Here is a 24,710-nt window from a genome sequence, read left to right on the forward strand (position 1 = left end):
ACGATTTAGCCCGTGGCGTCCGCTAATTGTGGATGAGCTCTCGCAAGCTGCGGTGCCGGCAGGGGAAAATAGCTGAAATGTTAGGCATTTCCCATCCGCAATCGCCTAGTTCTCAATGATTTGAATCAGTCAAACCGGTAGGCTGAAAGGCGTGAGTGAAGAAATTGATCTTAATCAGAGCTTTAAGGCCTACGACGTACGCGGCGTAGTCGGCGAGAACCTGGATGCCGAAGCAATTGAAGCCATCGGCGCGGCCTTTGTCGACGTCCTGTCCCTGTCCGGCAAGGAAGTACTGGTTGGCGGTGACATGCGCCCGTCTTCCGCAGAATTCGCCAAAGCCTTCGCTCGTGGCGCCACCTACCGCGGCGCCAACGTGATCATGCTCGGATTGATCTCCACCGATGAGCTGTACTTCGCATCGGGCAAGCTCAATGCCGCCGGTGTTGTCTTCACCGCCAGCCACAATCCCGCCCAGTACAACGGCATTAAGATGTCCAAGTCTGGCGCGCGCCCGATTTCTTCGGCTACCGGTCTGTTCGACATTCGCGACCTGGCCCAGCAGTACCTTGACGAGGGACTGCCGGTCTCCGGTGACGCCCCGCAGGGCAGCATCAGCGAGCGCGACGTGCTGGCCGACTATGCAGCTTACCTGCGAGAATTGGTGGACTTGTCGGGCATTCGTCCGCTGAAGATCGTGGTGGATGCCGGAAACGGCATGGGCGGCATGACTACCCCCGCAGTTCTTGGGGGTACGGTGCTCGCTGAGCTGCCGCTCGAAATTGTCCCGCTGTATTTCGAGCTGGATGGCACTTTCCCCAACCACCCGGCCAATCCGCTGGAACCGGAAAACCTCAAGGACCTGCAATCCGCAGTACTGGAGCACGGGGCCGATCTCGGCCTGGCTTTCGACGGCGATGCCGACCGCTGCTTCGTGATCGACGAGCGCGGGCTGCCGCTGTCCCCTTCGGCTATCACCGCACTGGTCGCGGTGCGCGAAATCGCCCGTGTGCAGGCAGCTGGCGAAGAGTCCCCGGTGATCATCCACAACTTGATCACTTCCAAGGCAGTGCCTGAATTCGTCGCCAAGTCCGGTGGCGTTCCGGTGATGACCCGCGTAGGCCACTCCTTCATCAAGGCTGAAATGGCTTCCCAGGGCGCGGTCTTCGGAGGCGAGCATTCCGCCCACTACTACTTCCGCGACTTCTACAATGCCGATACCGGCATGCTCGCTGCCATGCATGTGCTGGCCGCCTTGGGCGAGCAGGAACTGCCGCTCTCCGAGCTGGGTGCCGAATACGAACCCTACGCTGCCACGGGTGAAATCAATTCAGAGGTCGAGGACAAGGCAGGTGCTACTGCCCGGGTCGTGTCGCATTTCCAAGACCAGCCAGTAGAAGTGATCACCATGGACGGCACGACCATTTCAGCGGCCGATGGCAGCTGGTGGATCAATCTGCGCCCATCGAATACCGAACCATTCCTGCGTTTCAACGGCGAAGGCCGGACCGCAGAAATCATTGAGCCCATCCGCGATGCCGTTCTGGCTATCGTGCGTGAAAAGAACGTCACCAACTAGCAAAGGGAAGACATGAACCTCGAAGAACTGGATGAGGGCGTCAAGGACGCGCTGAACAAGGTCTTGGGCACCGCCCTGGGCGTGGCCCGCGAACAGCTCGAAGAGCAGGGCGTGTTCCTGCCTTTTGCGATCGCGCTGGAGCCGAAGGAAGAGGAAGACGAGCCGGAGCTGCGCTTGATCGCTGTTCCGCCAACGGATGATCCTGAGGATCCGGAAGCCGACATCGACACCGAAGCCATGGTTGCGGACCTGATGCAGGTGCTGAACCAGCAGGGCACCCACTTCCAGGCGATCGCCGTCGCCTCGGATGTGCTGCTCCAGGAAAACGACCAGGACGCCATCCACATTGTGGCCGAGCACCGTGTCGGTGCGGCGTTGGCCATCGTGCAGCCGTACACCATGCCTGCAGAGCCAGGCGGCGAATGGATCTTCGACGAGCCAGCGGCAGAATCGGCGGAAGCCATCTGGGCCAACGCGCTCTAGACCGCGGTTGGTGATTCCGGGGTCGGCATAGTCACTATGCTGACCCCGGAATGCTTTTCCCACGTAAAGTAGGAATCATGAAACTCAGTGCCTTCACCGACGTATGCTTGCGAACCGTCATGGTCCTTGCAACGCCCGGCACCGGGCAACTGACCAGCCGCCAGATCGCCGAGTCCGTGGGGGTTCCCTACAACCACGTGGCCAAAGCCGTTCTGGAACTGCGTACGCTGGGAATCCTGCAGGTCACCCGCGGCCGCAATGGCGGCGCGCAGCTGAGCGATGGAGCACTGGATTTTTCCCTCGGCTCACTGCTGCGCAAGTTGGACAAGCGCACCGATATTGTGGATTGCTCCGATCATGACGCGCAATCCAACTGCCCGCTTTCGGGCAACTGCCGCTTGCGGGCAGTCTTCCGGCAGGCCCGCGAAGCTTTCTACGCTTCACTGGACCCGCTGACGATCCAGGACATCTGCCCGGCATCATCCGCGATGCCCTTCACGGGGCTCCCCTTCCCGACGGTGCGCGCCCTTTCCTGATTCCCCTGCGGCCCCCGGGGGTCGCATCGCCGATTTCTGTTACGAATACCGGCCGGTGGATTTGCAATCCTTTTCTACTAGGCGTAGAAATGAATCATAAATCTTGTATCTGGAATACAAGTTATCGCCTACTCCAAGGAGACTCGATGCTGTCCACGAAGTCCTTCCCGGTCGTTGAAGCCACGTTGCCAATCATCGCAGAGCGCATTTCCAGCATTACCCCGAACTTCTACAACCGCCTGTTCACCGCGCACCCGGAACTGCTCGACGGAATCTTCTCCCGTTCGAACCAGAAGAACGGCACCCAGCAGCAGGCCTTGGCGGGATCCATCGCAGTCTTCGCAACCTACTTGGTCAAGTACCCGGGCACCACTCCGGAAACCATGCTCGCGCGCGTAGCCCACAAGCACGCTTCCCTCGGTGTCGCCGAGGAGCAGTACCCCATCGTCTACAAGCACCTCTTCGACGCCATCGCCGAAGACCTGGGCGAGGCGCTGACTCCGCAGATCGCCGAGGCCTGGACCGAGGTCTACTGGCTGATGGCCCACGCGCTGGTCAAGATCGAGAAAGGCTTGTACGCGCAGCAGGCCAACGCCGAGATCTACACCCCGTGGAAGCTTGTCGAGCGCATCGAAACCGGCGTTGATTCGGTCTGCTTCAGCTTCGAGCCAGCTGACCGGACCCCTGCCACCGTCGCCAAGCCGGGCCAATTCGTTTCGGTCCGCATGCCGATGGCCGACGGCCTGCGCCAGGTTCGCCAGTACACCTTGAGCGGCGACATCGAGCGAACCGACCGCCGCACCGTCACGGTCAAACTGGATGTGAACGGCGAATTCTCCCCCGTGATCCACCATGGCCTGAAACTCGGCGACGTGGTGGAACTATCGAATCCGTATGGCGACCTGGTCATCGATGACGATGGCTCGCCGCTGGTGATCGCCACCGCCGGAATCGGCTGCACCCCGAGTGCGGCCGCGTTGCAGACCCTGGCCGCACGCGGCTCCACCCGCAAGGTCACCGTGCTGCACGCAGACCAAACGGCCACCGCCTGGCCATTGCGCGAGCAGATGCTCGAATCCATCGGCAAGCTGCCAGAAGCCACCATCAGCACCTGGTTCGAACGCGGGGAATTGCCGGAGGGGCTGAACGCCACGTCCGGCTACATGGATCTCGCCGGCGCACTGACCGGGAATGCCCAGGTCTACTTGTGCGGCCCGCTGCCATTCATGCATGTAATGCGCAACCAGGCGCTGGAAGCCGGCATCCCGGCCGAGCGTATCCACTACGAAGTCTTCGGCCCGGATGTATGGCTCGCTGCCTAGCTTCCTGGTGACAGAGCCGTGCTGCAGGTGGATCCATGGGGAATCCGCCTGCAGCACTTTTTTGCCTTTATTTTCCGGTATCCGCAGGAGAATCCGGCTTGCCACCCTGTTTCGGTGCCTTCTTCTTCAAATCGAACTTTTTCGGGTCCAGCTTTCGAGGATCGATTTTCCCGGCGAACCTGCCAGGCTTCTTCTGTCCGGCTTCTTGAGCTGGCGGCGCGGGCTCCCCGGCTTCCAGGTCCTGATTCGCCGGCGCTTCAGCGGCTTGTTCCACCGGTGTTGCTTTCGCGCCGGGTGCCGGCTTCGCAGCCTGCGGATCAACCAGGATCTGGTGCAGGCCCGCATCGGAAATCCACTTGCGCAGCACCGAGTTGAACAGGATCGGGTTCTCGATATTCCATTGGTGGTGCATGCCCGGAACCACGCGCGTGATCACCTGCGGGAGCCTTGCGCGCAGCGCGTCAAAGGATTTCTGCACAACTTTGGGCTCTTTGGCTCCAGCGAGGGCCAGTACCGGGCCCCGGTAGGAGCCGAGCTTCTGCGGCAATCCCCCTGGGTCCATCTCGTCCATGATGGCCCGCATGTTCTCGGCTTTGAGCTTCACGCCGTGCTCGGTGAACAGCTCGCGCTCATCATCCACCATTCCGTAGGCACCAGCCTGGAAACGCCAGAACCACTCGCTGCCAATGAGCTTGAGCTGCATCCGCTGGAAAGCCCGGGCCGCCTGGCCCACACCGGTCACCGGAGTGCCGGTAATCAGCACGGAGTCAACGAGCTCCGGATGCCGTGCGGCCACGTGCAAAGCAATCACTCCACCCAGGGAAATGCCAACCAGATGCACGCCGCCTTCGGAAACCTCGTCGGCGATCAAGGCTGCGACATCATCGGCGGCGGATTCCAGGCCATCCCAGGTCTCCTCGAACCGGGCACCAAAGGCCGGCAGGTGCAGAGTCAGGATGTTGCAGTCGCCAAAGGCCAGAACCTGCGGGTCCCAGCTCCAGTTGCCGACGTTTCCGCCGTGGAGGAAGACCAGGGTCTTCATCGACCGTTGCCCATCATGATGCCGCCCGGGATGCACTTCCGGATAATCGGTGGCATCGCGCCCGGCACCGCTTGCCGGGGTCTTGTTCTGGTCTTTGGCTGCAGTCATGGCAAGTACTCCAATACCGCGTCGAGCCATTCCAGCTCCGCGGCTTGTTGTCGGATTGCATGGTCAAGTGTGGCAGCCATCAGGAAGCTGCGACGGTCCGCAGCGGCTCGCATGTCAATGCCTTCGCGCTGGGAGAGGTAGTCATCGAGGATGAACTGCGTGGCTTGGCGGCGTTCCTCCAACAAGTTCTGGATATCATCGCGTTCGAGTTCGGCGGCGAAGAACACCTGCCCCATGAAGGGATCACGCTCGGGAGACTGCACCGCACCAGCAGAAAGCCACTGGGACAGTGCCGCACGTCCCGTTTCCGTGATGTGGTGTTCCTGGCGGTCAGGGTAATTCGACTGCGCGACGGTGCGCACGGTGGCATACCCCTTGTCCACCAGCTGCGCCAAGGTGCGATAGATCTGCGCCTTGTCTGCGTTCCAGAAGTGGTTAATAGAGGAGTCAAAGTGCTTCTTGAGCTCGTAGCCAGTCATGGGCGACAAGCACAGCAGCCCGAGAATCAATCGTGCCAAAACCATAGAGCAATCTTTTCATAAATAGTTGATTTTGCACCCACTTTGCCCCGGCGTGTGGAAACTGTACCCGGATTGTGACAATTCCTCCGTGGCGCACGAGAAAGCCCCGGTGACTGGAATTCCAGTCACCGGGGCGTTCTCATGTGCGGATCTGCTGGAGATCCTAGTCAACTACGCGTTCAGGCGATCCTTCAAGCCGTCGAGCTCTGCACGCAGCGAAGCTGGCAGCGCGTCTCCGAACTTGGCGTACCACTCTTCGATGGCCTCGACTTCGGTAGTCCATTCATCCTTGTTGACAGCTACTGCCGCTTCAACGTCGGCTGGGGTGAACCCTTCAAGGCCAGCCAAATCCAGGGACTCGCCGGTCGGGACGTTTCCGATGATGGTTTCCCGGGCGTCCGCGGTGCCTTCGATACGCTCGACAGCCCACTTGAGCACACGCGAATTGTCGCCGAACCCTGGCCACGCGAAGCCACCGTCAGCCGTGCGGCGGAACCAGTTGACCAGAAAGATCTTCGGCATCTGCTCTGGGTTGAGCTTGTTCGAGATCTTGTCCCAGTGGTTCAGGTAGTCGCCTGCGTTGTAGCCGATGAATGGCAGCATCGCCATCGGGTCACGGCGAATCACTCCGGTCGCACCTGCAGCGGCTGCGGTGGTCTCGGAGGAAAGGGTCGAACCCATGAAGATGCCGTTGGTCCAGCTGCGGGCTTCGGTCACCAGCGGAATGGTGGTCTTGCGGCGGCCGCCGAAGAGGATCGCATCGATCTTCACGCCGTTAGGCGAGTAGTAGTCCTCGGAAAGCATGTCGACCTGGTCGATCGGGGTGCAGAAGCGCGAATTAGGGTGCGCTGCCGGACGACCGGATTCAGGAGTCCAGTCGTTGCCCAACCAGTCGGTCAGGTGCGCAGGAGCCTCGTCGGTCATGCCCTCCCACCAGACGCCGCCGTCATCGGTCAGCGCAACATTGGTGAAGATGTTGTTGCCCTTGGAGATGGCGCGCATCGCGTTCGGGTTGGTGGACCAGCCGGTGCCTGGCGCCACGCCGAACAGGCCGTATTCGGGGTTAACGCCGCGCAGCTCGCCGTCCTTGCCGATGCGCATCCAGTTGATGTCATCGCCCAGGGTCTCAGTCTTCCAGCCTTCAATGGTTGGATCCAGCAGCGCCAGGTTGGTCTTGCCGCAGGCCGACGGGAATGCCGCGGCAATATGGTACGACTTGTTCTGCGGGCTGGTCAGCTTCAGGATGAGCATGTGCTCTGCGAGCCAGCCTTCATCGCGGGCCATCGCCGAGGCGATGCGCAGCGAGTAGCACTTCTTGCCCAGCAGCGCGTTGCCGCCGTAGCCCGAACCGTAGGACATGATGGCGCGCTCTTCGGGGAAGTGCACGATCCACTTGTCTTCGTTGCATGGCCAGGCAACATCTTCCTGGCCCGGTTCCAGGGGTGCACCTACCGAGTGCAGCGCTGGAACGAAGAATGCGTCCTCGGCTTCCATCTTGCGCAGTACTTCATTGCCGATCTTGGCCATGATGCGCATCGAGGCAACGACGTAGGCGGAATCGGTGATTTCCACGCCGTAGGCAGGCACTTCCGCGTTCAGCGGGCCCATGACGAATGGGATGACGTACATGGTGCGTCCGCGCATCGAGCCATCGAACAGGCCGCTGAGCATGGACTTCATCTTGGTTGGGTCTTCCCAATTATTGGTGAAGCCTGCATCTTCTTCCTTTTCGGAGCAGATGAAGGTGCGCTCTTCGACTCGGGCCACATCCTTGGGGTCCGAGAAACCAGCGTAAGAGTTAGGGAAGTTCGGATCGGTCAGCTTGACCAAGGTGCCGGCTTCAACCAGCTCGGCAGTCAGGCGATCATTTTCTTCAGCTGACCCATCAACCCAATAAACACGATCCGGCTTCGTCAGTGCGGCAACTTCCTCAACCCAGGATGCCAACTTCTCGTGCGAAGTAGGTGCTGCGCTGATAACGTTCTGATCCGAGCTCGTGCTCATTATCCATTCCCTCCATTGGGCTGAACTTGCAATAAATCAAGGCTATTAGGTGCTCAACTCCAGCGCCGTGTGATCGAAACCTCATGAAAGTGAAACCCGGAGGATCAGAAGGAAAAAATTCCCGAAATTCCGGGGGTTGGTCTAAACGAATTGACTCGATTATGTGACGAAGGTCACGTATACCGGTACCCTTTCAACGTCTTCACATAACCTTATGTTCATCTGGACCCACTAGCTTTGCCCGTCGATTTGTACAGCGCGAAATCGACCTGTATAGTTATTCGAGGTTCGTGAGAACAAGCCACACAAAAGAATATGCGCCCATAGCTCAGCTGGATAGAGCGTCTGTCTACGGAACAGAAGGTCAGGGGTTCGAATCCCTTTGGGCGCACCAAATGAAAAATTCCCACTCGCTCGAGTGGGAATTTTTTGTTTCCCCCAAAGGATTGCCCGATGACACAGCTTGCTCTAGGCGGCCAGCTCAGCCTGCGCCTGCTGGAAGTCGCCGACGCAAAGCAAGTCGCTGAGTCCTACCAGCGCAATCGACAGCACCTGGAGCCCTGGGAGCCGGCTCGCCCCGCAGAATTCTTCACCGAGACGCGGCAAGCGGCACACCTCGCAGCCGCCTCAGAAGCTCGCCGAAGCGGATTGGCCTTTCCCTTCGGGCTCTTCGAACGGGATGCGCTCATCGGACGCTTTAATATCAGCGGAGTGGCGCGTGGCGCATTCCAAAGCGCCAGCCTGGGCTACTGGATCGATCATGAACACACCGGGCGGGGCTTGGCTTCCCGAGCCGTGGCCACCTTGCGCACGGTGGCGCTCAACGATCTGGGCTTGCACCGGCTGGAAGCCAGTACGCTCCCCCACAATTACGGCTCGCAGCGCGTTCTTGAAAAGAACGGCTTCGTCCGAATTGGCATGGCGCCGAACTATCTGGAGATCGAAGGACGCTGGCAGAACCACAACCTCTACCAAGCGATCTTGCACGATCATTCGGCTTCCAATCCCAGTGATTCCGTAGTCGACTAGTTATTTTGTGAATCACGGCACTTTTTGCTGTTTTGGTTCTTGCTCCCCGGAAATCTCGTGTAAAGTTATTCAAGTCGTCAAGACGGCTAATAAATGAATATGCGCCCATAGCTCAGCTGGATAGAGCGTCTGTCTACGGAACAGAAGGTCAGGGGTTCGAATCCCTTTGGGCGCACCAACTGAAAATTCCCACTCGATCGAGTGGGAATTTTTTTGTTAAATCCCGGCGGGGAACGGCAGCGGTGCCGCAACAGACTAGTGCGAAGCGCGCAACACCAATTTCGTGTCCATGATGCTCCACTCGGGTACCTGTTCTCCGTTGATGCGTTTGATCAACAGTTCCGCCATGATTTCGCCCTGGCGCTCCGGGTTCTGCGCAATGGTCGTCAACGGCGGTGTCGAGCTTCGCGCGAAAGAGTCATCATCAACGGACGTTACCGAAATGTCCTCCGGCACTTTCACACCAGCTTCCCCTAGGGCCTGCAAAGCGCCGAAGCCCATCTGGGCACTGGCGGCAAACAGGCCGTCTACCGCAACATCCGCGTCCAGCAGCTGCTGCATGATGCGCCGTCCGCTAGCCGGGGTGAAGTCGCCGATCTCAATAGCCGCAGGCTCCAGGCCCGCGCGTTCAACTGCCTGCTTGAATCCCACCAAACGGTCCAGTCCCGCGCCCATGTCCTGTGGCCCGGCAATAATTGCCAGCTTGGTGCGCCCCTGGCCAAGGATGACCTCAGTCGCTTGCCTGGCGGCGGCGATGTTGTCGATGTCGACAACATAAATGTCCTTTTGATCAGTGCTCATGGTGCGTCCGCCATAAACCATGGGCAACACAGTTCCGAGATCCGCATAGGAACGGTCATCCGCGTGGTGCGAAAGCACCAGCGCGCCATCCACATTGCTGCCTTGCAAGTAACGGGTGGTTTTCACCGGATCCGCTTCGGTAGACAGCAGCAAGGTGAGCATGAATTCGGTATCGGCCAGGTACTGGGCAGCGCCCTGGACGACCTTGGCGAAGTACGGGTCTGCGAAGAACTTCGCGGTGTTCTCGGGAACCACCAAGGCGATGGAATTGGTCCGGCCCTGCGCCAGCGAACGGGCGGCACGGTTAGGCACGTAGTTCAATTCGCGGATCGCCAATTCAACAGCCTTGCGAGCCCCCGGCTTCACCCGATCCGAGCCATTCACTACACGGGAGACCGTAGCCCGTGAGACACCTGCGCGTTCTGCCACCAACTCGAGGGTCGGTTTCGGGCTCCGCGCTTCGTGCATGATCATGATCTTTATCCAGGTGCCTTGCAGTAGTCCGTCGGTGAAACACGATGATGGTCCGCAGCACCATCGGCAGGCTGCGGACCATCATGCTCAGGTGTTATGCCATTGTACGGTTTGCGGCAATCAACCCTGCGTAGGCCTTGCCACTATTCTTAATCGTTCGCACCTGGGTCTGGTAATCGACGTGGATAATGCCAAAGCGCTTCGCGTAGCCCCAAGCCCATTCGAAATTGTCCAGCAAAGACCAGACAAAGTAGCCGCGGACATCCACGCCGTCTGCTATCGCGCGGGCCACAGCATCAAGGTGGTTGAGGATGTATTCCTCGCGTTCGGGATCTTCAACGGTTCCGGCTTCCGTCACCGTATCGGTGTAGGAAGCGCCGTTCTCCGTGATGTACAGCGACGGAAGGTTAGCGTAGTCCCGGTTCAACCGGTTCAACAGCACGCGCAGCCCTTCGGGATTCACTTCCCAGCCCATGGCCGTGCGCGGCAGGTCGCGTGCCGGGAAGGTCACATACTCGCTGCCGACAAATGGCGAAGACTTCGGCGAATCGGTAGGCACCACGGGCTGCGGCTGGCCGGCGGGCAGCGGATGGCCTGAAACGTTGTCATCGTGGTAGTGGTTCACGCCCAAGAAGTCGATTGGCTGCGAGATGATCTCCAGGTCTCCTGCTTCAATGACTTCAGCCAGCCCCAAACCCCGGACGTCTTCAAGCAGGTCGTCGGGGTAGGAACCGCGCAGGACAGGGTCCAGGTACATGCGGTTCCACAATGCGTCGACGCGGCGCGCTGCTTCCAGATCCACCGGATCGCCGGGATTATTCGGGACCGCGTTGGTCAGGTTCAGCGTGATGCCGATATGCTCCGCGCCCAGTTCGCGCAGTCGGGCGGTGGCCAACCCGTGGGCCAGATGCTGGTGGTGCACCGCTGCCAGCGCCGCTTGAGGTTCTTGGCGTCCAGGGGCATGCTCGCCGGCGGCGTAGCCAATCAGCGAAGAGCACAGCGGTTCGTTGAACGTCGTCCAGTGCTTCACGCGGTCGCCGAGCTTTTCATGCACAGTCTCCGCGTATTCGAGGAATTTGTAGGAGGTCTCGCGGTTGGTCCAGCCACCGCGCTCTTCCAATGCCTGCGGCAGATCCCAGTGGTAGAGCGTCAGCCACGGCAGGATGCCATTCTCCAGCAGCTCGTCGACCAGCCGGGAGTAGAAATCCAGGCCTTCGGGGTTCACGGTGCGGCCCCCGGGGACCACGCGAGCCCAGCTGGTGGAGAACCGGTAGGAGTCCAGGCCCAGTTCGCGCATGAGCTGCACATCTTCGCGGTAGCGGTGGTAGTGGTCCACTGCGACTTCGAGGTTCTCACCTCCTGCGATGGCCCCTTGCTTGCGGGCGAAGGCGTCCCAGACCGAATCTTCCTTGCCGTAGGAATGGCCAGCGCCTTCGATCTGGGCTGCTGCCGTAGCCGAGCCCCACAGGAATTCCTTAGGCCACGCGAATTTTTGGGATAGGTGGTTCATCATTAGCCCTTTACAGCTCCTGCCATAATTCCGGATACAAGTTGTTTGCCTGCAAGTATGAAGAGCACCAGCAGCGGGATCGTGGCCAGCAGGGCCCCGGTCATCACGATGGTGTAGTCAACGTATCGGGCAGACTGCAGTTGGCTCAACGCCACCTGCAAGGTTGGGTTCTGCGGTGCCACCAGCATGGGCCACAGGTAGTCGGTCCAGGCGGTCATGAAGGTGAACAGCGACAGGATCGCCATCGCCGGGCGAGCCGCTGGAACCCCGACATGCCAGAAGGTGCCGATCATGGAGGCGCCATCCACGCGGGCTGCCTCAATCAGTTCATCGGGGATGTTCTCCACCAGGTACTGGCGCATGAAGAATACGCCGAAGGCAGTGACCAGGGTCGGGATGATGATGGCTCCCAGCGAGCCGGTCCAGCCGAATTGCTTCATCATCATGAACATCGGGATGATGCCCAGCTGGGTGGGCACGGCCAAGGTCGCGATCACGAAGACCAGCAGCCCCTGGCGTCCGCGGAAGCGCAATTTGGCGAAAGCGTAGCCTGCCAGGGTGGAGAAGGAAACCACCGAGAAGGTGATCACCGAGGAGACGATGATGCTGTTGCCCAGGGCCGCCCAGAAATCGACGGAGTCCAGGACCTCGGCGACATTGGTCCAGAACTGGCCGCCTGGCAGCAGCGGCGGGTACGCCGAGGCGAACACCGCACCGGTGGAGGAACCGATGACGAACGAGTACCACAGCGGGTAGGTGCTGCCGATGAGGAAGGCCAGCAGGATTCCGTAGGTGAGGAAGCCAGGACGGCGGTCCATGGAGAAGTTCTTGCCGCGGCGCTGGGGCGCACGGACCTGGCGCGCGGGGCGTTCCACTGTTGCATTACTCATTTGCTGCACTTCCGCTCTGCGTTCCGTTGGCCGGCTTTGCTGCTTTGGCTTCGGCTCGGGCAGCTGCCCGACGTGCTGCTCGGGTTCTGCCAGTGCTGCCGGCGCCCTTCTTGTCGGCCGAGGAAGCGATGGATCCGGAGATCAGGAAATTGATCACGCCGATCACGATGATGATCAGGAAGAGGATCCAGGCCACGGCCGAGGCGCGTCCGAAGTCCCCGCGATTGAAGGCCAGGTCCCAGAGGTAGAGCACCGTGGTCTGGTACTGGCGGTCCGGGCCGCCTGGAACCGAGCTGCTGGGGTTGAACAGCTTGGGTTCGGTGAAGATCTGCAGGCCGCCGATGGTGGCAGTGATGATCACGAAGATCATCGTGGGGCGGATGCTGGGCAAGGTAATCGAGAAGAAGCGGCGGATCACGCCGGCGCCGTCGATGGCCGCCGATTCATGCAGTTCGCGTGGCACCGCCTGCATGGCTGCCAGCAGGATCAGCGCGTTGTAGCCGGTCCAGCGCCAGTTCACCATGGTCGCAATAGCCATATGCGACGGGAAGACCTCGGTCTTCCACGCGATCGGGTCGATATTCACGGCGGCCAGCAGGTTGTTCAGCACGCCATACTGCTCGTCGAATGCCGAGGAGAAAATCAGTGTGACGGCCACCGGCGTGACCACGTAGGGAACCAGCACGCTCATGCGCCAGAAGGTCTTGGCGCGGATGTTCTGGTCCAGCATGGCCGCGATGAACGTCGCGATCACCAATTGCGGGATGGCCGAAAGCAGGAAGATGCTGAAGGTGTTGAACAGGGAATTCCAGAACAGCGGAGAGGTCAGTTCGGCTTTGTAGTTTTCCAGGCCGATCCAGGCTCCTGCTCCGCCGAGCAGATCCCAGTCATTGATCGAGACGACGAACGTGTAGATCAGGGGGAACAGGCCCACCAGGCCGAAGAGGATGAAGAAAGGCGAGATGTAGAGATATGGGGAGTACTTGAAATCCCACCGCCCGCGAAGGTGCCGGCGGCGCGTCTTGCGCTCGTCCCTGGTCTCGGCCGTCTTACCCCCGGCCGGGACATTGTTCCCCTTGTTCCAACGCTGGGGCTGCGGACTGGGCGCGCTGGCGTCCCGGTCTTGTTCCGGGGCATCGTGTGTTGTGGTGCTCATCAGTGGCATCTTTCCTGCTGCAGTAGCTGTCCAGGCATGGGCCGCAACCTCGTTGCGTGCCGCGGCCCCTGCCTGGATTCGAAGCGGGCTACGGGATTACTTGATTTCCAGTTCCTGCAGGGTGGAGAGGGCCTTGTTCCAAGCGGTCTCGCTGTCGCTGCCAGCATCGATCGCCTTGATAGCCGGGCCGAAGACCTGCTCCTGGATCACCGAATCCTGCGGGCCCTTGTACTGGGCCTGGACGCCGTTGGCGCGGTTGCCCAGGATTTCGCCCACCGGTGCGTTATTGAAGAATTCGCTCATCTCATTCGCGCCGGTCACTGCCTCGGACTTCTGCGCTTCCAGGTTCGAAGGGAACGTGCCGGCTTCCTCGAATGAGGTCGCCTGCGACGATGCGCTGGTCAGGTACTGGGCGAGCTTCGCAGCCTCGGCCGGGTGCTCGGAGGTGGTCGGCACGGTCAGGAACGAGCCGCCCCAGTTGGCCGCGCCGCCCGGGAAGACATCTGCGAAGTCCCAGCCTGCGCTGGAGTCTCCGCCGGCACCCTCAACCTGGCCCTTGACCGTGCCAAGCATCCAGCCCGGGCAAGGCATGACGGCGAAGGAACCGTCAACGAAGGCCTGGCCCTTGCCCCAGTCCCACTGGGTCTGGTTGGCCGACAGCCCCTTGGACGCAGCATCGGAGAGCAGGTCCCAGCGCTCGCGCAGTTCGGCGTTGCCCTCGATATTCAGTGATCCGTCAGCTTTGTAGTAGCCCTCGTCGAGCTGATTGACCATGGAATTCCAGACGAAACCGGACTGGTCGTAGAAGGCCTTGTCGGTCTTCTTCACATACTCGTTGCCTGCCTTGAAGAAGTCTTCCCAGGTTGCGTCGTCGCCACCAAGCAGCTCGGCAACTTCTTCGCGCTCGCTGGGCATGCCAGCATCCTTGAACAGCTTGGCATTGAAGCAGATGCCCATCGGCCCAATGTCCGTACCGTAGCCAATGACGCGGCCTTCTGGGTCGGTGGCCTGCTTGACCTTCCAGTCAACCCAATCCCCCGCTACCTCATTGGCACCGAACTCGCGCAGATCGGTGAAGGAATCTGCAACCGACATCACCTGGCCCAGCCAGCCTTCTTCCACTGCTTGGACATCTGGCAGGCCAGCACCCGCAGCCTGCTTGGTCTTCCAGTCGGTCAACGCGTTGCCACCGGTGTCGATGTTGGTGGCTTCGATGGTGATTCCAGGGTTTTCCTTCTGGTACTTCTCGTACAGCGGGTCCAGTCCCTGGGTGCCGAAGGTCGTCACGGTCAGCGTGACCGGGTTATCAGCCGAGGCCGGCTGGGCATCCTTGCTTGCGTCGGCTGCGCAGCCGGTTGCTACCAGGGCGATGCTTCCGGCAACGGCCGTGGCCAGTGCCAGTGGGGATTTGCGTGAGGGTTTCACGGTGACTCCATTTCGGATATGAATCGTGCGAGCGGGCGAGCGCCAACAAGTTTGAGAGCGCTCTCAAAATACGGCAAAAAAGAAAATTCCTGCGATTTCCTGGATGCCTGAAACGATGAAAGCGACTCTGCCAAACATTTTGTGAGCGCTCTCACAAATCTTCTCCAACAATTATCCACGATGGAAGTTTTCTGTCAAGCCTTTTCCCCAAAGAATTCTCCGCCCCGCAGCCAGCACCCCTTTGGGTTCCCCAAAGCGGGTTAAAAGAAGGTGGCCAGGCGCTCTTCAGGGAAGAAGAGCGCCCGGCCACCGCGCAGGCGGGAAAAGTCAGTTTTTCTTATCCAGCTGCAGTCCGACGAGCACCGGGTCGTGATCCGAGGAACGGTACTGGTCAGCCGCGAACAGGTTAGTGATGTTGTTGTTGTAGCGGCTGTATTCGTAGCCCACGGATTCAAGGGCGTTGATGTTCCAGATGTCTTCTCCAGTCACCTTGCCCGCCAGCTTCTCCGAAGCGAAGATGTGGTCCAGCGAGCCCACCAAGCCGTCGTAGAGGTAGCTCTGGGAATCGGCTGCGGCGCCCAGGTCCACGTAACCGGCTTCAACCAGAACCTGCATCGGATCTTCAGCCGAATAGGAGTTGAAGTCCCCCGCCAGCAGCACCTGGTCGGTATTGCGCGATTTCTTCAGCTCGTCCGCGAAGCCAACCAGCGCTTCCGCTTGGCCGACACGGGCTTCGTTCCAAGCGCCCTGGCCATCGCCGCTGTCGGCATTGCCCGATCCATCAGCAGGATCCGAGCCCTTGGACTTGAAGTGGTTGGCAACGACCAGGAAGCGGGTGTTCTGGTTTCCGCCAACACGCTGGAAAGCCTGGGCCAATGGATCCCGGGCGTTCACGAATGCTGGATCGTCGAGGATGACCGACTCGTCGATGGGCTTCACTGACTTGTCGCGGTAGATGATCGCGGTGCGGATCACATCTTCGTCAGCGGGCACAACCGATGGGGTCGGGACATAGCTCCAAACCTTCTGGCCAGCTTCCTGATTCAACTCGTTGACCAAGTGAGCCAGGGCGGCATCGCGGTTCTGTCCGAAGCGTGCCGAGTTCTCGATTTCTTCCAGGACCACCACGTCTGCGGTGAACTTGCCCAGTGCGGCAACGATCTTGGACTGCTGGCGCTCAAAGCTTTCAGCGGTCGCCGCGCCGCGCGCATCGCAACCACCGCGGACATTGATTGGATTGCCCTCGCGGTCGGTGTAGTACGAGCACCCATCGAGCATGTCGCCGGTAGTGGTGAAGTAGTTCAGCACGTTGAAGCTGCCAACGCTGACATTGCCGCCCACCTCTTGCGGAGCGTCGTTGTCGACCTGCTCGAAGTTCACGGCGATATCGGCATCATCGGCGCCGACCACCTGGCCCTGCGGCTGCAAACGCCACATATCGTAGCGGTAGTCCAAGATGACCGGTGCGATGAAGGATGCGTCAGCGCCTACGGTGACGCGCTGCTGCGCGTCGATGTACGGCAGGGCGATCTGCTTGTTCTTGCTGGTGGAGAAGTTCAGCGTGGCCCCGTCATCGACCACGATCGAGCGCTGCTCGTTTTCCGCCGCGAGAGCCTTGGCCTGGGCACTGCCCGGCTTGAAGACATCGGTTGGCTGGCGCAGCAGCCGTTCGCCGGGCAGGATCTCGCTGGTGCCCATGGCCAGGCTCAGCTCGCCGTACTGGTTCAGCGAGTAATTGTCCGAGACGGTGAACTCGCCCTGCGGCTCGATCAGCATGGATTCAAAGCGCTCGCGCTCGGCATCGCTGCTCGGCAGCGAAATCGCCAGCGGCTTGACGCCCTGTGCCGGTTCATCGAGCACCTCGACGCTGCCGGCCTTGAGCTGGGTCAAGCCATAGTATTCGGACACTTCGCCAGAAACCTGGACATGGTCGCCGACGCTCACCGAGGAAACCTCGTCCGGCGCGTACACGAAGATCGCCGAGCTCGCCTGGCCCGAGGCATCTACGCCGCTGCCAGCGCTCTGCAGATAGAAACCGCGGAATCCGCCGTCGGCGTAGGCTCCGGTGACAACACCGCGCACAGTTGCGTCCTGGCCAGCCATGGGTGAGCTGTCGCCGGTCCCCTGGATCTGTTCGATGGGGGTGATTTCGGCAGTATCGGCGTGCGCCGCCGAGAAGCTCGAAACCGCAAGCGCGGTTCCCAGCACCGCGGCAGCGATGCGAGTGGGACGTCTATTGATCATGTTTTTCCCTAGGTAGATATTCAAGCAGCGGCGGCCCTGCCGCGTGCATGGGCCTGGTTCCAAGGTAAGCAAAGCCCGATTAACTGCACCTGAACTCTGCCCCGCTTTTTCGTGACGTACCCAACAACCATCAAAGGTCATCAAACGCTTTACGTCCAGTAGTGATTAAAGGAACCTTTTCACTAATTGAACTGACTGGTCAGTTCAATTAGTCTTTAACTGTGCTTACCGCAGATTCCATTACCGTCAAGGGACGCCACGACCAGCTCGTGGGGCCCACCTCCGTGCAACTGCAAAGAGGTGAACTGCAGCTGCTGGTATCCGAGCCGCAGATTTCCCGGACCGCGCTGGCCCTTGTACTGAGCGGACGCATGGCACCCAGCTCCGGGACGGTGGTGTGGAATGCGGATCCGAAGCTGCGAACCCTGCGCAAGCACAGCGCTCTGGTCGATTCGCCGGGGATCAATGAACCCGAATCCCACTTGAAGGTTTGCGATCTTGTCGCAGAAGATCTGGGGCTGATCCCGGGGCCAAGCTGGCGCAAGCCCGGCGCCAGGAAGTGGATGGCGCAGCATGGATTCGACGATATCGCCAGCTGCTGGAGCGATGCCATCGATCCGGGCCGCCTCTTCGAGCTCCAGCTCCTGCTGGCTGCCGAGAATCCCCGTCTTGAATTGCTCATCGTCGATTCACCGGACCGGCACGATCTGGAAGACGAGCATTGGCTCGAGACCCTGGAGAACTTCGCTTCCTCGCATCGGGAATTCGCAGTCCTGGCTATCGTCAGCCGGCTGCCCCAGTGCTGGCAGCCGCAAACCGGGCAGGCCGCCGACCCGGAACCAGCAGTGCTCCCACTGCCCGATCCATCCACCGGGTTCATCCAAGGCGAACTCGATCTGGGCCTGGATCACCTGGCCATGGCCGAGGGCATCGCGGACAACCACGATTTCTTCCTCCCAGCCGACGAACTTGCTGACGCTGTTCAGTGCGAAGCAAAGGAATAGCCCATGACAACTTTGCGACTTGCCCTCTCCGAGCTCAAGCGGATGAGCCGCGGCACCTTGCCCAAACTGGCGCTCATCGCGGTCACCTGCGTTCCGCTGCTCTATGGCGCGCTCTACCTCTACGCCAACTGGGACCCCCAGGGAAACCTCGACAAGGTCACGGCCGCCGTGGTCAATCTGGATGAAGGCGCCGAACAGGACGGCGAGAAAACCCGAGTCGGCGACGACGTCGTCGAGGAATTGGAAGACGACGGCACCTTCAGCTGGGCGCACGTGGATTCCAAGGCGGAAGCCGAGCAGGCCGTCGCCACCGGCCAGTACGCCTTTGCGCTGATCCTGCCCGAGGACTTTTCCTCGGCCCTGGTCTCGCCGGGCGATTTCGATGATGCCGAACAGGCCAATATCGAGCTGCTGACCAACGATGCCAATAACTTCATGGTTTCCAACTTCGCCAAAACGCTGGCTACCACGGTGCGCACCTCGGTCGCCCAGGAAGTGGGAACCGAAACGGCTTCGGCGATGATCGCCGGATTCGTGGACATCCACGATTCGATGGGCGAAGCCGCAGACGGCGCCGGGAAGCTCTACGATGGCACCCTGCGACTGGGCGATGGCGTGGTCACCTTGGCCGATGGCACCACCAAGCTCGTCGATGGCAGCACCGAGCTGAACTCGGGCACCAAGACCCTGAAGAATGGCACCGCCGACCTGTCGGGAGGGTTGGGCCAACTGGTCGACGGCCAAACCCGGCTGCGCGACGGCAGCGCCGAACTGGCCGACGGCACCGCGCAGCTGGCCGACGGCAGCAAAGAGCTGAGCGACGGTCTGCACACCTTGAAGACGCAGACCAAAGCGCTGCCCGGTTCCGTCTCGAAGCTGGATCAAGGCGCCGCCAGCGCGAAAGAAGCCGCCGACCAGCTTGCTGCCGGTTCACAGCAGGTCGCAGACGGCAACCAGCAGCTGGCCAGCACGGCAGATGAGGCCATCGCGGTAATCGACCAGCTGCAGGCCAACACGAAAACGCAGCTGGATAGCGTCAAGGAAGATACGCAGCAGCGCCTGGACGAGTTGGTCAGCAGTGGCGTGCTCACCCAGGACCAGGCTGATTCCATCCAGGGCACGGTCAGCCAAAGCGTGCAGAATTCTACGCTCGGCAATGCCTTGGATACCAAAGTGACCCAGGTCAATACCGAGTTATCTACCCTGCAAACGCAGCTGCACACCCTCGCCGACGGATCGGCGCAGGTAGCCGAAGGAAACCAGCAGCTGGCCACCGGCCTGGGCACCCTCGCGGATGGCACCAAGGCGTTGGATGACGCCATGCCTGCACTCGCGAAGGGCATCGGCTCGGCAGCCCAAGGCTCGGCGAAGCTCGCCTCCGGCGCCGCCGAAGCCCACACCGGGGCAAAGACCCTGGCCGAGGGCCAGCAGTCCGCACTGAATGGCGCCACCGACGCGGCTGACGGCGCAAGCCAACTGGATCAGGGTGCCGGCACGCTGCTCGCCGGCACCGGAGCCCTGCACAACGGACTGGTGCAGCTCTCCGATGGAGTCGGCGAGCTCTCGGACGGCACCGAAGAACTGCAAGACGGTTCAGATGAATTGGCCGCCGGCCTGGAGGACGGCACCGGGAAGGTGCCGAACCCCGATGAGTCCACCAGCGGGCAACTGGCCGAAGTCATGGGCAATCCGGTAGCTGTCTCCAATAGCAAGCAGGCCGAAGCGCAGGCTTATGGCGAAGGCCTTGCCCCCTTCTTCATGACCCTGGCGACCTTTATCGGCGTGCTGATCCTGACCCAGGTGATGCGCCCGATGACCAAGCGCGCGCTGGCTTCCAACGGCAGCAACTGGAAAATTTCCATCGGCGGCTGGTTGCCCTTCGCCGCCATCGCAGTGCTGCAAACCAGCCTGCTCTACGCGGTGGTGCGATTCGGGCTGGGACTGCATGCCGCCCACCCGTGGCTGATCTGGGCTTTGCTGGCCGGTTCTGCCTTATGCTTCAGTGCGCTGATCCAGGGGTGCTTCGCGCTGCTGGGCACCGCTGGAAAGTTCGTGGTGCTGGTACTGATGGTCCTGCAGCTGGTCACCTCAGGCGGCACCTTCCCCTGGGAGACCTTGCCTGATTCGCTGCACCTGCTGCACCGGATCCTGCCCATGAGCAATGTGGTGATCGGCATGCGCCACCTGATGTACGGCGCGGATCTGGGAGTGCTGCCATCGGTTACCGGTTCGTTGCTGCTCTACACCGCCATTGGACTAGTCTTGAGTATGCTTGCGGTACGCAAGAACAAGACCTGGAGCTTGAAAACACTGCAACCGGAGCTGAAAGAATGACAACGCCAACGGGCCAACGCCGCCGTGTGCGGGCCACGGATTCGAAGGAGAAGCTCTTCGAAGCGGCCATGCAGCTGCTCGGTTCGCGCTCCCCCGAGTCCGTCTCGGTGGACGAGATCGCGGCCGCGGCCGGCGTTTCCAAGGGCACGGTCTACTACAATTTCGGCTCCAAAGACGAGCTGGTCAGCCAGATCCTCAGCTACGGCGCGCACAAGCTCATGGGCGAACTGGCACGTGCGGCCTCCGGGGAAGACCCCTACCTTGCGCTGAGGCAGATGCTTGAATTCTCCATGGACTTCGTCGCCAGCTACCCATCCTTTGCCCACCTGTGGATGCAGGAGCAGCTGAGCGCGGACACCGCCAATGCGTTCGCCAGCACCCCGCTGCACACGCAGGTGACCGGGCTGATCATCGAGGTGCTCGAACGCCTGGTCGTGCTCGAGCCCGAGCAGAAGCTCTCGGTAGCCACCAGTATTTTCGGTGCCGCCTTGTTTACTGCCCGGATGCGCGCCTCGGGGCAGACCGGCCTGGATCGCGGGCAAACGGTGCGCGCCGTGCTGCTCACCGTGGATGGGCTTCGCGCTACCCGTCCGGCGGCCGGCTCCTAGGCCTGCGCGTCCCAGCTGGCGGTTTCCCTGATGCCAGGCAGTCCGGCGCTGAAGAGCAGCACCCCGGGATAGCCGTTGAGCAGTTCGGCCACGTCGCCGTAGGCTCCATCGGGCAAGCGGGTCAGCAGCGAATCGACCACCAGCAAGGGCGGTTCGCGCAACAGCGCCCGTGCCACCAGCAACGATGCTTGCTGCCCGGAACTAAGCGGTTCGCCGCCCCGGCGCAAGCGGGCTTCCGCTCCACCGGGCAAATCGGCCATCTTCAAACCGCAGGTTTCAGCCAGCGCCACGGCCTTGCGCAGCGAAGCGCCCGGATGGCGATACCGCAGCGCACGGGCGACACTTCCGCGCTCGGGAACCATGGATTCCAATGCGGAGCCCACGAGCTTGCGGCGGCCGGCAGCAGGCAGATCCTCGCTGCGCCCCTCGGCGATCCACACCCCGGCCTGCGGGTCGGCGCCGTGCACCAGGGCGCCGGTAGCAATGGCCGAAAGCAGCGCCGCGCATTGGCCCTGGCTTCCACGCAGCGCAATTCGCTCCCCGGGCTGTGCCCGCAGGGTGGAAAACTGGTCGGCCATCCCTGCGGGCACCTGGATGCGCACCGAGGAAGGCTGGAGCATCAGCTCCTTGGCATCGCGGGTGCTTGCCGAAGATTCTTCGCGGGCCCGCCAGCGTTCCTGCTCGGCCAGCAGCGGCGCGATGATTCGCCGGCCCGCCTTGTAATTCTGCCGGTACTCCACCACGCGGCCCCACTCGCCCAGAGTTCCTGCGCAAATTCCCATCAGCGTCAGGGCGGTCGCCACGGCAGCTGGCGGAAGCTGCGCCATCGAGGCCGCTGCCACAACCAGCGCGGTACCCAGCAGCGGAATGGCCAGCGCCCCGCCACGCAGGGCGGCGGCGAACCGGGCGCGATGCACCGAAGCATCGATCACCTTCTGCGAGGAGTCCTGCACCCTTTGCACTTCACGTTCCACGCCGCCGCCGGCCGCAATAGCTGTCCGCGCCGCGACGGTATCGGCAATGCGCGAGGCCAGGCTTCCACGGTGCCGGCGCAAGGTCCTGGCGCTCAGGAAAGTACCCCCGGCCAAGGCCGCCAGCAGGACGCCCTCGAGCACCAGGGTCGCGGCCAAGCTCAGGGCCAGGAGCGGATGCAGGAACCACAGGCCCGCACCGCTGACAATCAGCAATGGAAAACCGGCGACCAGCGGGACCATGCCCTGCACAATCCAGTTGCGGATCGAGGACAGGTCGTTGGTGGAACGGGCGATGGTGATGCCCATGGACGGACCGCGTGCACTGCGCAAAGCGTGCGTGACCAGCCCGCGGCGCAGCTGGGCCACATAATGCTGGCCGAGCTTCTCGGCCAGCACCCGTTCAGCGTACTTGGCCAGGAAGAAGCATCCCACCAAGCCCAGGACCGCGCCAAGAGCTGCCCAGCTGATGCGGGCCGAAAGCTGTCCGATCAGCCAGCCAATGGCAATCGAGAGCAAGCCGGCGAGAATGCCCAGGCTGAGCAATCCGGCCAGCAGCATCCGCCGCCCCGGCGCTACCAGCGCCGGCAGGCGCCCAGGCTGCGCCGGCTGCTCAACGGCGATCTTCTGGTCCAGCATCTTGGCTCCTAGCGGGTTGGCAGCAGGGCGGCGGCAACCTCTGCCTGGCACAGGTCGAAAGTCCCGATGACCGGGGTGGACAGCTGCGCATGGGCTTCCATCGCGGCCAGCGGGGAGGCCGTGAGCACCCCGGAAACCGCGGCAACATCCAGGCCTGCTTCGCGCAGGATCCGCTCTCCGGCCTGGGCACCCAAAGCGTCCTGGGCGCTGAACAGCACGCGGTCTACATGCTCGGCGAAAATCGGGTCGCGCAGCAAGCGGGAAGTTTCGCCCTGGAACAGCCCGTCGGCGATCTCGATGACCACTGCGTCTGCGCCGGTGGCGCTTTGCTCGCGGATCATCGCCACCAGCAGGTCGCGCACGGTTTCGTAGTCCAAGCGGTAGGTGGTTGGGAAGCCGAAGTCGGTGAAGTCGCAGACGCTGAAGGCGCCGGCATCGGTGAACAGGTTCGGATCATTGCCGGCACCCGTGCCGGTGGCCTTGCCTGCGGCAACTTCCATGCCGGAGTTGACCAGTCCGTTGACCAGGCATCCCAGGGTGGTGGACTTGCCGGAGTTCATCGAGGTGCCCAGCACTGCGATCACCGGCGGGCGCGGCGCGGCAACCTGCGCTGCGCGCGGCGATGCGTTCTCGATGCCCAGTGGAGCGAAGTCCACCAGGTTCACGACCTTGCCGTGGCGCATCAGCAGGCCTGCGGGCTGCAGCTGTGTCGCCATATCGATCGAGGCGTGCTGTTCGATGACTTCGCTGGCGACACCGCCGCCTGCAACCAGCTGGCATGGACCCAGGTTATCCGGCACATGGGCCAGGAACTGGTCTGGTGCGTAGCGGTGGCCGTAGGCGACCATGATTTCCTGTCCGACGAATATCAGCTGGCGTCGGGAAACCGGGGACTGCAGGCGCGTGTGCTTGCCTAGCTCGGTCACAGCCGCGATGACGACGTCACCGGCACGCGGCACCATGTTTGCGCGGCGCACGATCTCGAAATCCTGCGGATTGCGCTGCAGCTCGGCTGCAACGAAGCGGGTGGTGTAGGCAGCGCGGATGGTGCGGGCGCGCTGTGCATCGATCTGCTGCTGCACTTCATTGCGCGCTGCGGGGGTCTGCGTTGGAAGTGATTCTGCGATGATGGCCATCTGCCTGTTCCTCTTTCAGTGTTTCCGGCCCGCCGTTGCGGTTTGCCGGTGCTGGCCGTGCTGCCAACGATTCCCAGTGAAACGAGCAATGGTTAACTGAAAGTGAACGGTTCATGAGGCGGCGAGGTGTATTCGATGAGAGGCCTATCATCTGCTTCTCATAAAGGCAGATCACCGCTTATTTACAGGCTGACTAGTGCATTAGAAAAAACTTGATGAGACTTCTCTCATGCGGGCCGCGGTGCGGTGAAATGCGTGACGCGCGCATCACGGGCATCCAGGTGCGAGTACGGATGCTTGGTTTCCAGCACCGTGGTTCCCAGGGTCGGATAGTTCATCGCCAGCTCGTAAACGGCTTCTTCATCCGAGTCCATTGCCGCCAAGCGCAGCGCCAATTCCTGGAGCACCGGCTGGTGCCCGATCACCAGCAGGTTGCTGACCGTATCGGGAACTTCATTGATGATGGAGCACAGCTGCGAGACTCCTGCGGTGAAAATGCGCGAATCGACATAGGGGGTCGGGCCCTTCTCGCCGAGTTCGGAAAGCACCCAGGCGCAGGTGGAGCGCGCACGCAGCGCGTCGGAGCAGATGATGTAGTCCGGTATCAGGCCATTCTCCACAAGCCAGGCTCCGGCGGCCGGGGCTTCGCGGTGCCCGCGGGCCGCCAGCGGCCGGTCGTGATCCGCGACGCCCAGCGGGTAGTCGGCTTTGGCGTGGCGCATCAGCATGAGCTTGCGGGAGTGCATGGTGTTCATTGTTCCAGCTTAAGACAGCAGTGGCGGGGGGGGGCAGGCCCCGGCGCGGCCCCCCGCCCGGCCCCCGCGCGGGAGGTGGTTTTAGGTGTAGCGGCCCCGCAGAACCACTTGCTGGGGGGTCAAGAGGGTGGGACAGAGCCCG

20 protein-coding genes and 2 tRNA genes are annotated in these 24,710 nt (G+C 61.6%); 10 read left to right on the forward strand and 12 right to left on the reverse strand.

Going from position 1 to position 24,710, the window contains the following annotated elements; genetic code table 11:
- The first annotated feature begins 142 nt into the window (after positions 1-142).
- The 4 genes from ACFVHU_RS10630 (at position 143) to ACFVHU_RS10645 (ending at position 3,917) form a co-directional block, all read left to right on the forward strand.
- Positions 143-1,576, forward strand: coding sequence for a phosphomannomutase/phosphoglucomutase (locus tag ACFVHU_RS10630; protein WP_388024647.1), 1,434 nt, complete (start codon positions 143-145; stop codon positions 1,574-1,576).
- 12 nt (positions 1,577-1,588) lie between these two features.
- On the forward strand, positions 1,589-2,059 hold the full coding sequence (locus tag ACFVHU_RS10635; RefSeq protein WP_105658802.1) for a hypothetical protein: 471 nt from the start codon (positions 1,589-1,591) through the stop codon (positions 2,057-2,059).
- A 77-nt stretch (positions 2,060-2,136) separates the two neighbouring features.
- Positions 2,137-2,595 (forward strand): Rrf2 family transcriptional regulator, encoded by a 459-nt coding sequence (locus ACFVHU_RS10640; RefSeq protein ID WP_133835073.1) that lies wholly within the window; start codon positions 2,137-2,139, stop codon positions 2,593-2,595.
- 146 nt (positions 2,596-2,741) lie between these two features.
- The gene (locus tag ACFVHU_RS10645; RefSeq protein ID WP_388024323.1) at positions 2,742-3,917 is read left to right on the forward strand and encodes a globin domain-containing protein; all 1,176 of its coding nucleotides are present in this window, start codon (positions 2,742-2,744) and stop codon (positions 3,915-3,917) included.
- Between the two features lie 67 nt (positions 3,918-3,984).
- Here the strand turns inward: ACFVHU_RS10645 and ACFVHU_RS10650 are convergent, their stop codons facing one another.
- From ACFVHU_RS10650 to ACFVHU_RS10660, 3 genes are all read right to left on the reverse strand, one after another.
- Complete coding sequence (locus tag ACFVHU_RS10650) at positions 3,985-5,067, reverse strand: alpha/beta hydrolase (protein ID WP_332488280.1); 1,083 nt, start codon at positions 5,065-5,067, stop codon at positions 3,985-3,987.
- Entirely contained in the window at positions 5,064-5,591 is a 528-nt protein-coding gene (locus tag ACFVHU_RS10655) for a PadR family transcriptional regulator (RefSeq protein WP_388024325.1), read from the reverse strand. The genes ACFVHU_RS10650 and ACFVHU_RS10655 overlap by 4 nt, the downstream gene beginning before the upstream one ends.
- A 168-nt stretch (positions 5,592-5,759) precedes the next feature.
- Positions 5,760-7,592: a phosphoenolpyruvate carboxykinase (GTP) gene (locus ACFVHU_RS10660; RefSeq protein WP_388024327.1), complete on the reverse strand. Its 1,833-nt coding sequence runs from the start codon at positions 7,590-7,592 to the stop codon at positions 5,760-5,762.
- A 317-nt stretch (positions 7,593-7,909) separates the two neighbouring features.
- Here ACFVHU_RS10660 and ACFVHU_RS10665 point away from each other — a divergent pair.
- The 3 genes from ACFVHU_RS10665 (at position 7,910) to ACFVHU_RS10675 (ending at position 8,799) form a co-directional block, all read left to right on the forward strand.
- A tRNA-Arg gene (locus tag ACFVHU_RS10665) sits at positions 7,910-7,986 on the forward strand.
- A gap of 59 nt (positions 7,987-8,045) precedes the next feature.
- Positions 8,046-8,621 (forward strand): GNAT family N-acetyltransferase, encoded by a 576-nt coding sequence (locus ACFVHU_RS10670; RefSeq protein WP_388024329.1) that lies wholly within the window; start codon positions 8,046-8,048, stop codon positions 8,619-8,621.
- A 101-nt stretch (positions 8,622-8,722) separates the two neighbouring features.
- A tRNA-Arg gene (locus ACFVHU_RS10675) sits at positions 8,723-8,799 on the forward strand.
- A 77-nt stretch (positions 8,800-8,876) separates the two neighbouring features.
- On the opposite strand, the gene ACFVHU_RS10680 is transcribed toward ACFVHU_RS10675, so the two are convergent.
- The 6 genes from ACFVHU_RS10680 to ACFVHU_RS10705 all read right to left on the reverse strand — a co-directional run bounded on the left by ACFVHU_RS10680 (position 8,877) and on the right by ACFVHU_RS10705 (position 17,121).
- Complete coding sequence (locus ACFVHU_RS10680) at positions 8,877-9,890, reverse strand: LacI family DNA-binding transcriptional regulator (RefSeq protein WP_286134377.1); 1,014 nt, start codon at positions 9,888-9,890, stop codon at positions 8,877-8,879.
- A gap of 100 nt (positions 9,891-9,990) precedes the next feature.
- Positions 9,991-11,409, reverse strand: a complete 1,419-nt coding sequence (locus ACFVHU_RS10685) for a GH1 family beta-glucosidase (RefSeq protein WP_388024331.1) — start codon at positions 11,407-11,409, stop codon at positions 9,991-9,993.
- Positions 11,409-12,296 (reverse strand): carbohydrate ABC transporter permease, encoded by an 888-nt coding sequence (locus ACFVHU_RS10690; protein WP_041648380.1) that lies wholly within the window; start codon positions 12,294-12,296, stop codon positions 11,409-11,411. Before ACFVHU_RS10690 ends, ACFVHU_RS10685 begins: the two co-directional genes overlap by 1 nt.
- Positions 12,289-13,452: a carbohydrate ABC transporter permease gene (locus ACFVHU_RS10695; RefSeq protein WP_388024333.1), complete on the reverse strand. Its 1,164-nt coding sequence runs from the start codon at positions 13,450-13,452 to the stop codon at positions 12,289-12,291. Before ACFVHU_RS10695 ends, ACFVHU_RS10690 begins: the two co-directional genes overlap by 8 nt.
- A 96-nt stretch (positions 13,453-13,548) precedes the next feature.
- On the reverse strand, positions 13,549-14,877 hold the full coding sequence (locus ACFVHU_RS10700; protein ID WP_388024335.1) for an ABC transporter substrate-binding protein: 1,329 nt from the start codon (positions 14,875-14,877) through the stop codon (positions 13,549-13,551).
- A gap of 327 nt (positions 14,878-15,204) precedes the next feature.
- Positions 15,205-17,121: an ExeM/NucH family extracellular endonuclease gene (locus ACFVHU_RS10705; protein WP_133835090.1), complete on the reverse strand. Its 1,917-nt coding sequence runs from the start codon at positions 17,119-17,121 to the stop codon at positions 15,205-15,207.
- Between the two features lie 221 nt (positions 17,122-17,342).
- On the opposite strand from ACFVHU_RS10705, the gene ACFVHU_RS10710 reads away from it, so the two are divergent.
- From ACFVHU_RS10710 to ACFVHU_RS10720, 3 genes are read left to right on the forward strand one after another with little or no spacing between them, the layout of a single operon-like run.
- The gene (locus tag ACFVHU_RS10710) at positions 17,343-18,125 is read left to right on the forward strand and encodes an ABC transporter ATP-binding protein (RefSeq protein WP_105658813.1); all 783 of its coding nucleotides are present in this window, start codon (positions 17,343-17,345) and stop codon (positions 18,123-18,125) included.
- 3 nt (positions 18,126-18,128) lie between these two features.
- Positions 18,129-20,459: a YhgE/Pip family protein gene (locus ACFVHU_RS10715; protein ID WP_388024337.1), complete on the forward strand. Its 2,331-nt coding sequence runs from the start codon at positions 18,129-18,131 to the stop codon at positions 20,457-20,459.
- Positions 20,456-21,067: a TetR/AcrR family transcriptional regulator gene (locus tag ACFVHU_RS10720; protein ID WP_388024339.1), complete on the forward strand. Its 612-nt coding sequence runs from the start codon at positions 20,456-20,458 to the stop codon at positions 21,065-21,067. Before ACFVHU_RS10715 ends, ACFVHU_RS10720 begins: the two co-directional genes overlap by 4 nt.
- Here ACFVHU_RS10720 and ACFVHU_RS10725 read toward each other — a convergent pair.
- The 3 genes from ACFVHU_RS10725 to ACFVHU_RS10735 form a co-directional block, all read right to left on the reverse strand.
- Positions 21,064-22,677 (reverse strand): ABC transporter transmembrane domain-containing protein, encoded by a 1,614-nt coding sequence (locus ACFVHU_RS10725; RefSeq protein ID WP_388024341.1) that lies wholly within the window; start codon positions 22,675-22,677, stop codon positions 21,064-21,066. The genes ACFVHU_RS10720 and ACFVHU_RS10725 overlap by 4 nt on opposite strands.
- Positions 22,678-22,685: 8 nt before the next feature.
- Positions 22,686-23,813 carry a DUF1611 domain-containing protein gene (locus tag ACFVHU_RS10730; RefSeq protein WP_388024342.1) on the reverse strand — a complete coding sequence of 376 codons (1,128 nt, stop codon included), beginning with the start codon at positions 23,811-23,813 and terminating at the stop codon, positions 22,686-22,688.
- 227 nt (positions 23,814-24,040) lie between these two features.
- Complete coding sequence (locus tag ACFVHU_RS10735; RefSeq protein ID WP_105658818.1) at positions 24,041-24,568, reverse strand: histidine phosphatase family protein; 528 nt, start codon at positions 24,566-24,568, stop codon at positions 24,041-24,043.
- Positions 24,569-24,710: the final 142 nt, after the last annotated feature.

Source organism: Glutamicibacter sp. NPDC127525, assembly GCF_042672105.1.
In the GTDB taxonomy this organism is placed as follows: Bacteria; Actinomycetota; Actinomycetes; order Actinomycetales; family Micrococcaceae; genus Glutamicibacter.

Coding starts and splice junctions, on each gene's coding strand:
- ACFVHU_RS10635 (WP_105658802.1), top strand. CDS start 1,589: ATGAACCTCGAAGAACTGGATGAGGGCGTCAAGGACGCGCTGAACAAG.
- ACFVHU_RS10640 (WP_133835073.1), top strand. CDS start 2,137: ATGAAACTCAGTGCCTTCACCGACGTATGCTTGCGAACCGTCATGGTC.
- ACFVHU_RS10645 (WP_388024323.1), top strand. CDS start 2,742: ATGCTGTCCACGAAGTCCTTCCCGGTCGTTGAAGCCACGTTGCCAATC.
- ACFVHU_RS10650 (WP_332488280.1), bottom strand. CDS start 5,067: ATGACTGCAGCCAAAGACCAGAACAAGACCCCGGCAAGCGGTGCCGGG.
- ACFVHU_RS10655 (WP_388024325.1), bottom strand. CDS start 5,591: ATGGTTTTGGCACGATTGATTCTCGGGCTGCTGTGCTTGTCGCCCATG.
- ACFVHU_RS10660 (WP_388024327.1), bottom strand. CDS start 7,592: ATGAGCACGAGCTCGGATCAGAACGTTATCAGCGCAGCACCTACTTCG.
- ACFVHU_RS10670 (WP_388024329.1), top strand. CDS start 8,046: ATGACACAGCTTGCTCTAGGCGGCCAGCTCAGCCTGCGCCTGCTGGAA.
- ACFVHU_RS10680 (WP_286134377.1), bottom strand. CDS start 9,890: ATGCACGAAGCGCGGAGCCCGAAACCGACCCTCGAGTTGGTGGCAGAA.
- ACFVHU_RS10685 (WP_388024331.1), bottom strand. CDS start 11,409: ATGATGAACCACCTATCCCAAAAATTCGCGTGGCCTAAGGAATTCCTG.
- ACFVHU_RS10690 (WP_041648380.1), bottom strand. CDS start 12,296: ATGAGTAATGCAACAGTGGAACGCCCCGCGCGCCAGGTCCGTGCGCCC.
- ACFVHU_RS10695 (WP_388024333.1), bottom strand. CDS start 13,452: ATGAGCACCACAACACACGATGCCCCGGAACAAGACCGGGACGCCAGC.
- ACFVHU_RS10705 (WP_133835090.1), bottom strand. CDS start 17,121: ATGATCAATAGACGTCCCACTCGCATCGCTGCCGCGGTGCTGGGAACC.
- ACFVHU_RS10715 (WP_388024337.1), top strand. CDS start 18,129: ATGACAACTTTGCGACTTGCCCTCTCCGAGCTCAAGCGGATGAGCCGC.
- ACFVHU_RS10720 (WP_388024339.1), top strand. CDS start 20,456: ATGACAACGCCAACGGGCCAACGCCGCCGTGTGCGGGCCACGGATTCG.
- ACFVHU_RS10725 (WP_388024341.1), bottom strand. CDS start 22,677: ATGCTGGACCAGAAGATCGCCGTTGAGCAGCCGGCGCAGCCTGGGCGC.
- ACFVHU_RS10730 (WP_388024342.1), bottom strand. CDS start 23,813: ATGGCCATCATCGCAGAATCACTTCCAACGCAGACCCCCGCAGCGCGC.
- ACFVHU_RS10735 (WP_105658818.1), bottom strand. CDS start 24,568: ATGAACACCATGCACTCCCGCAAGCTCATGCTGATGCGCCACGCCAAA.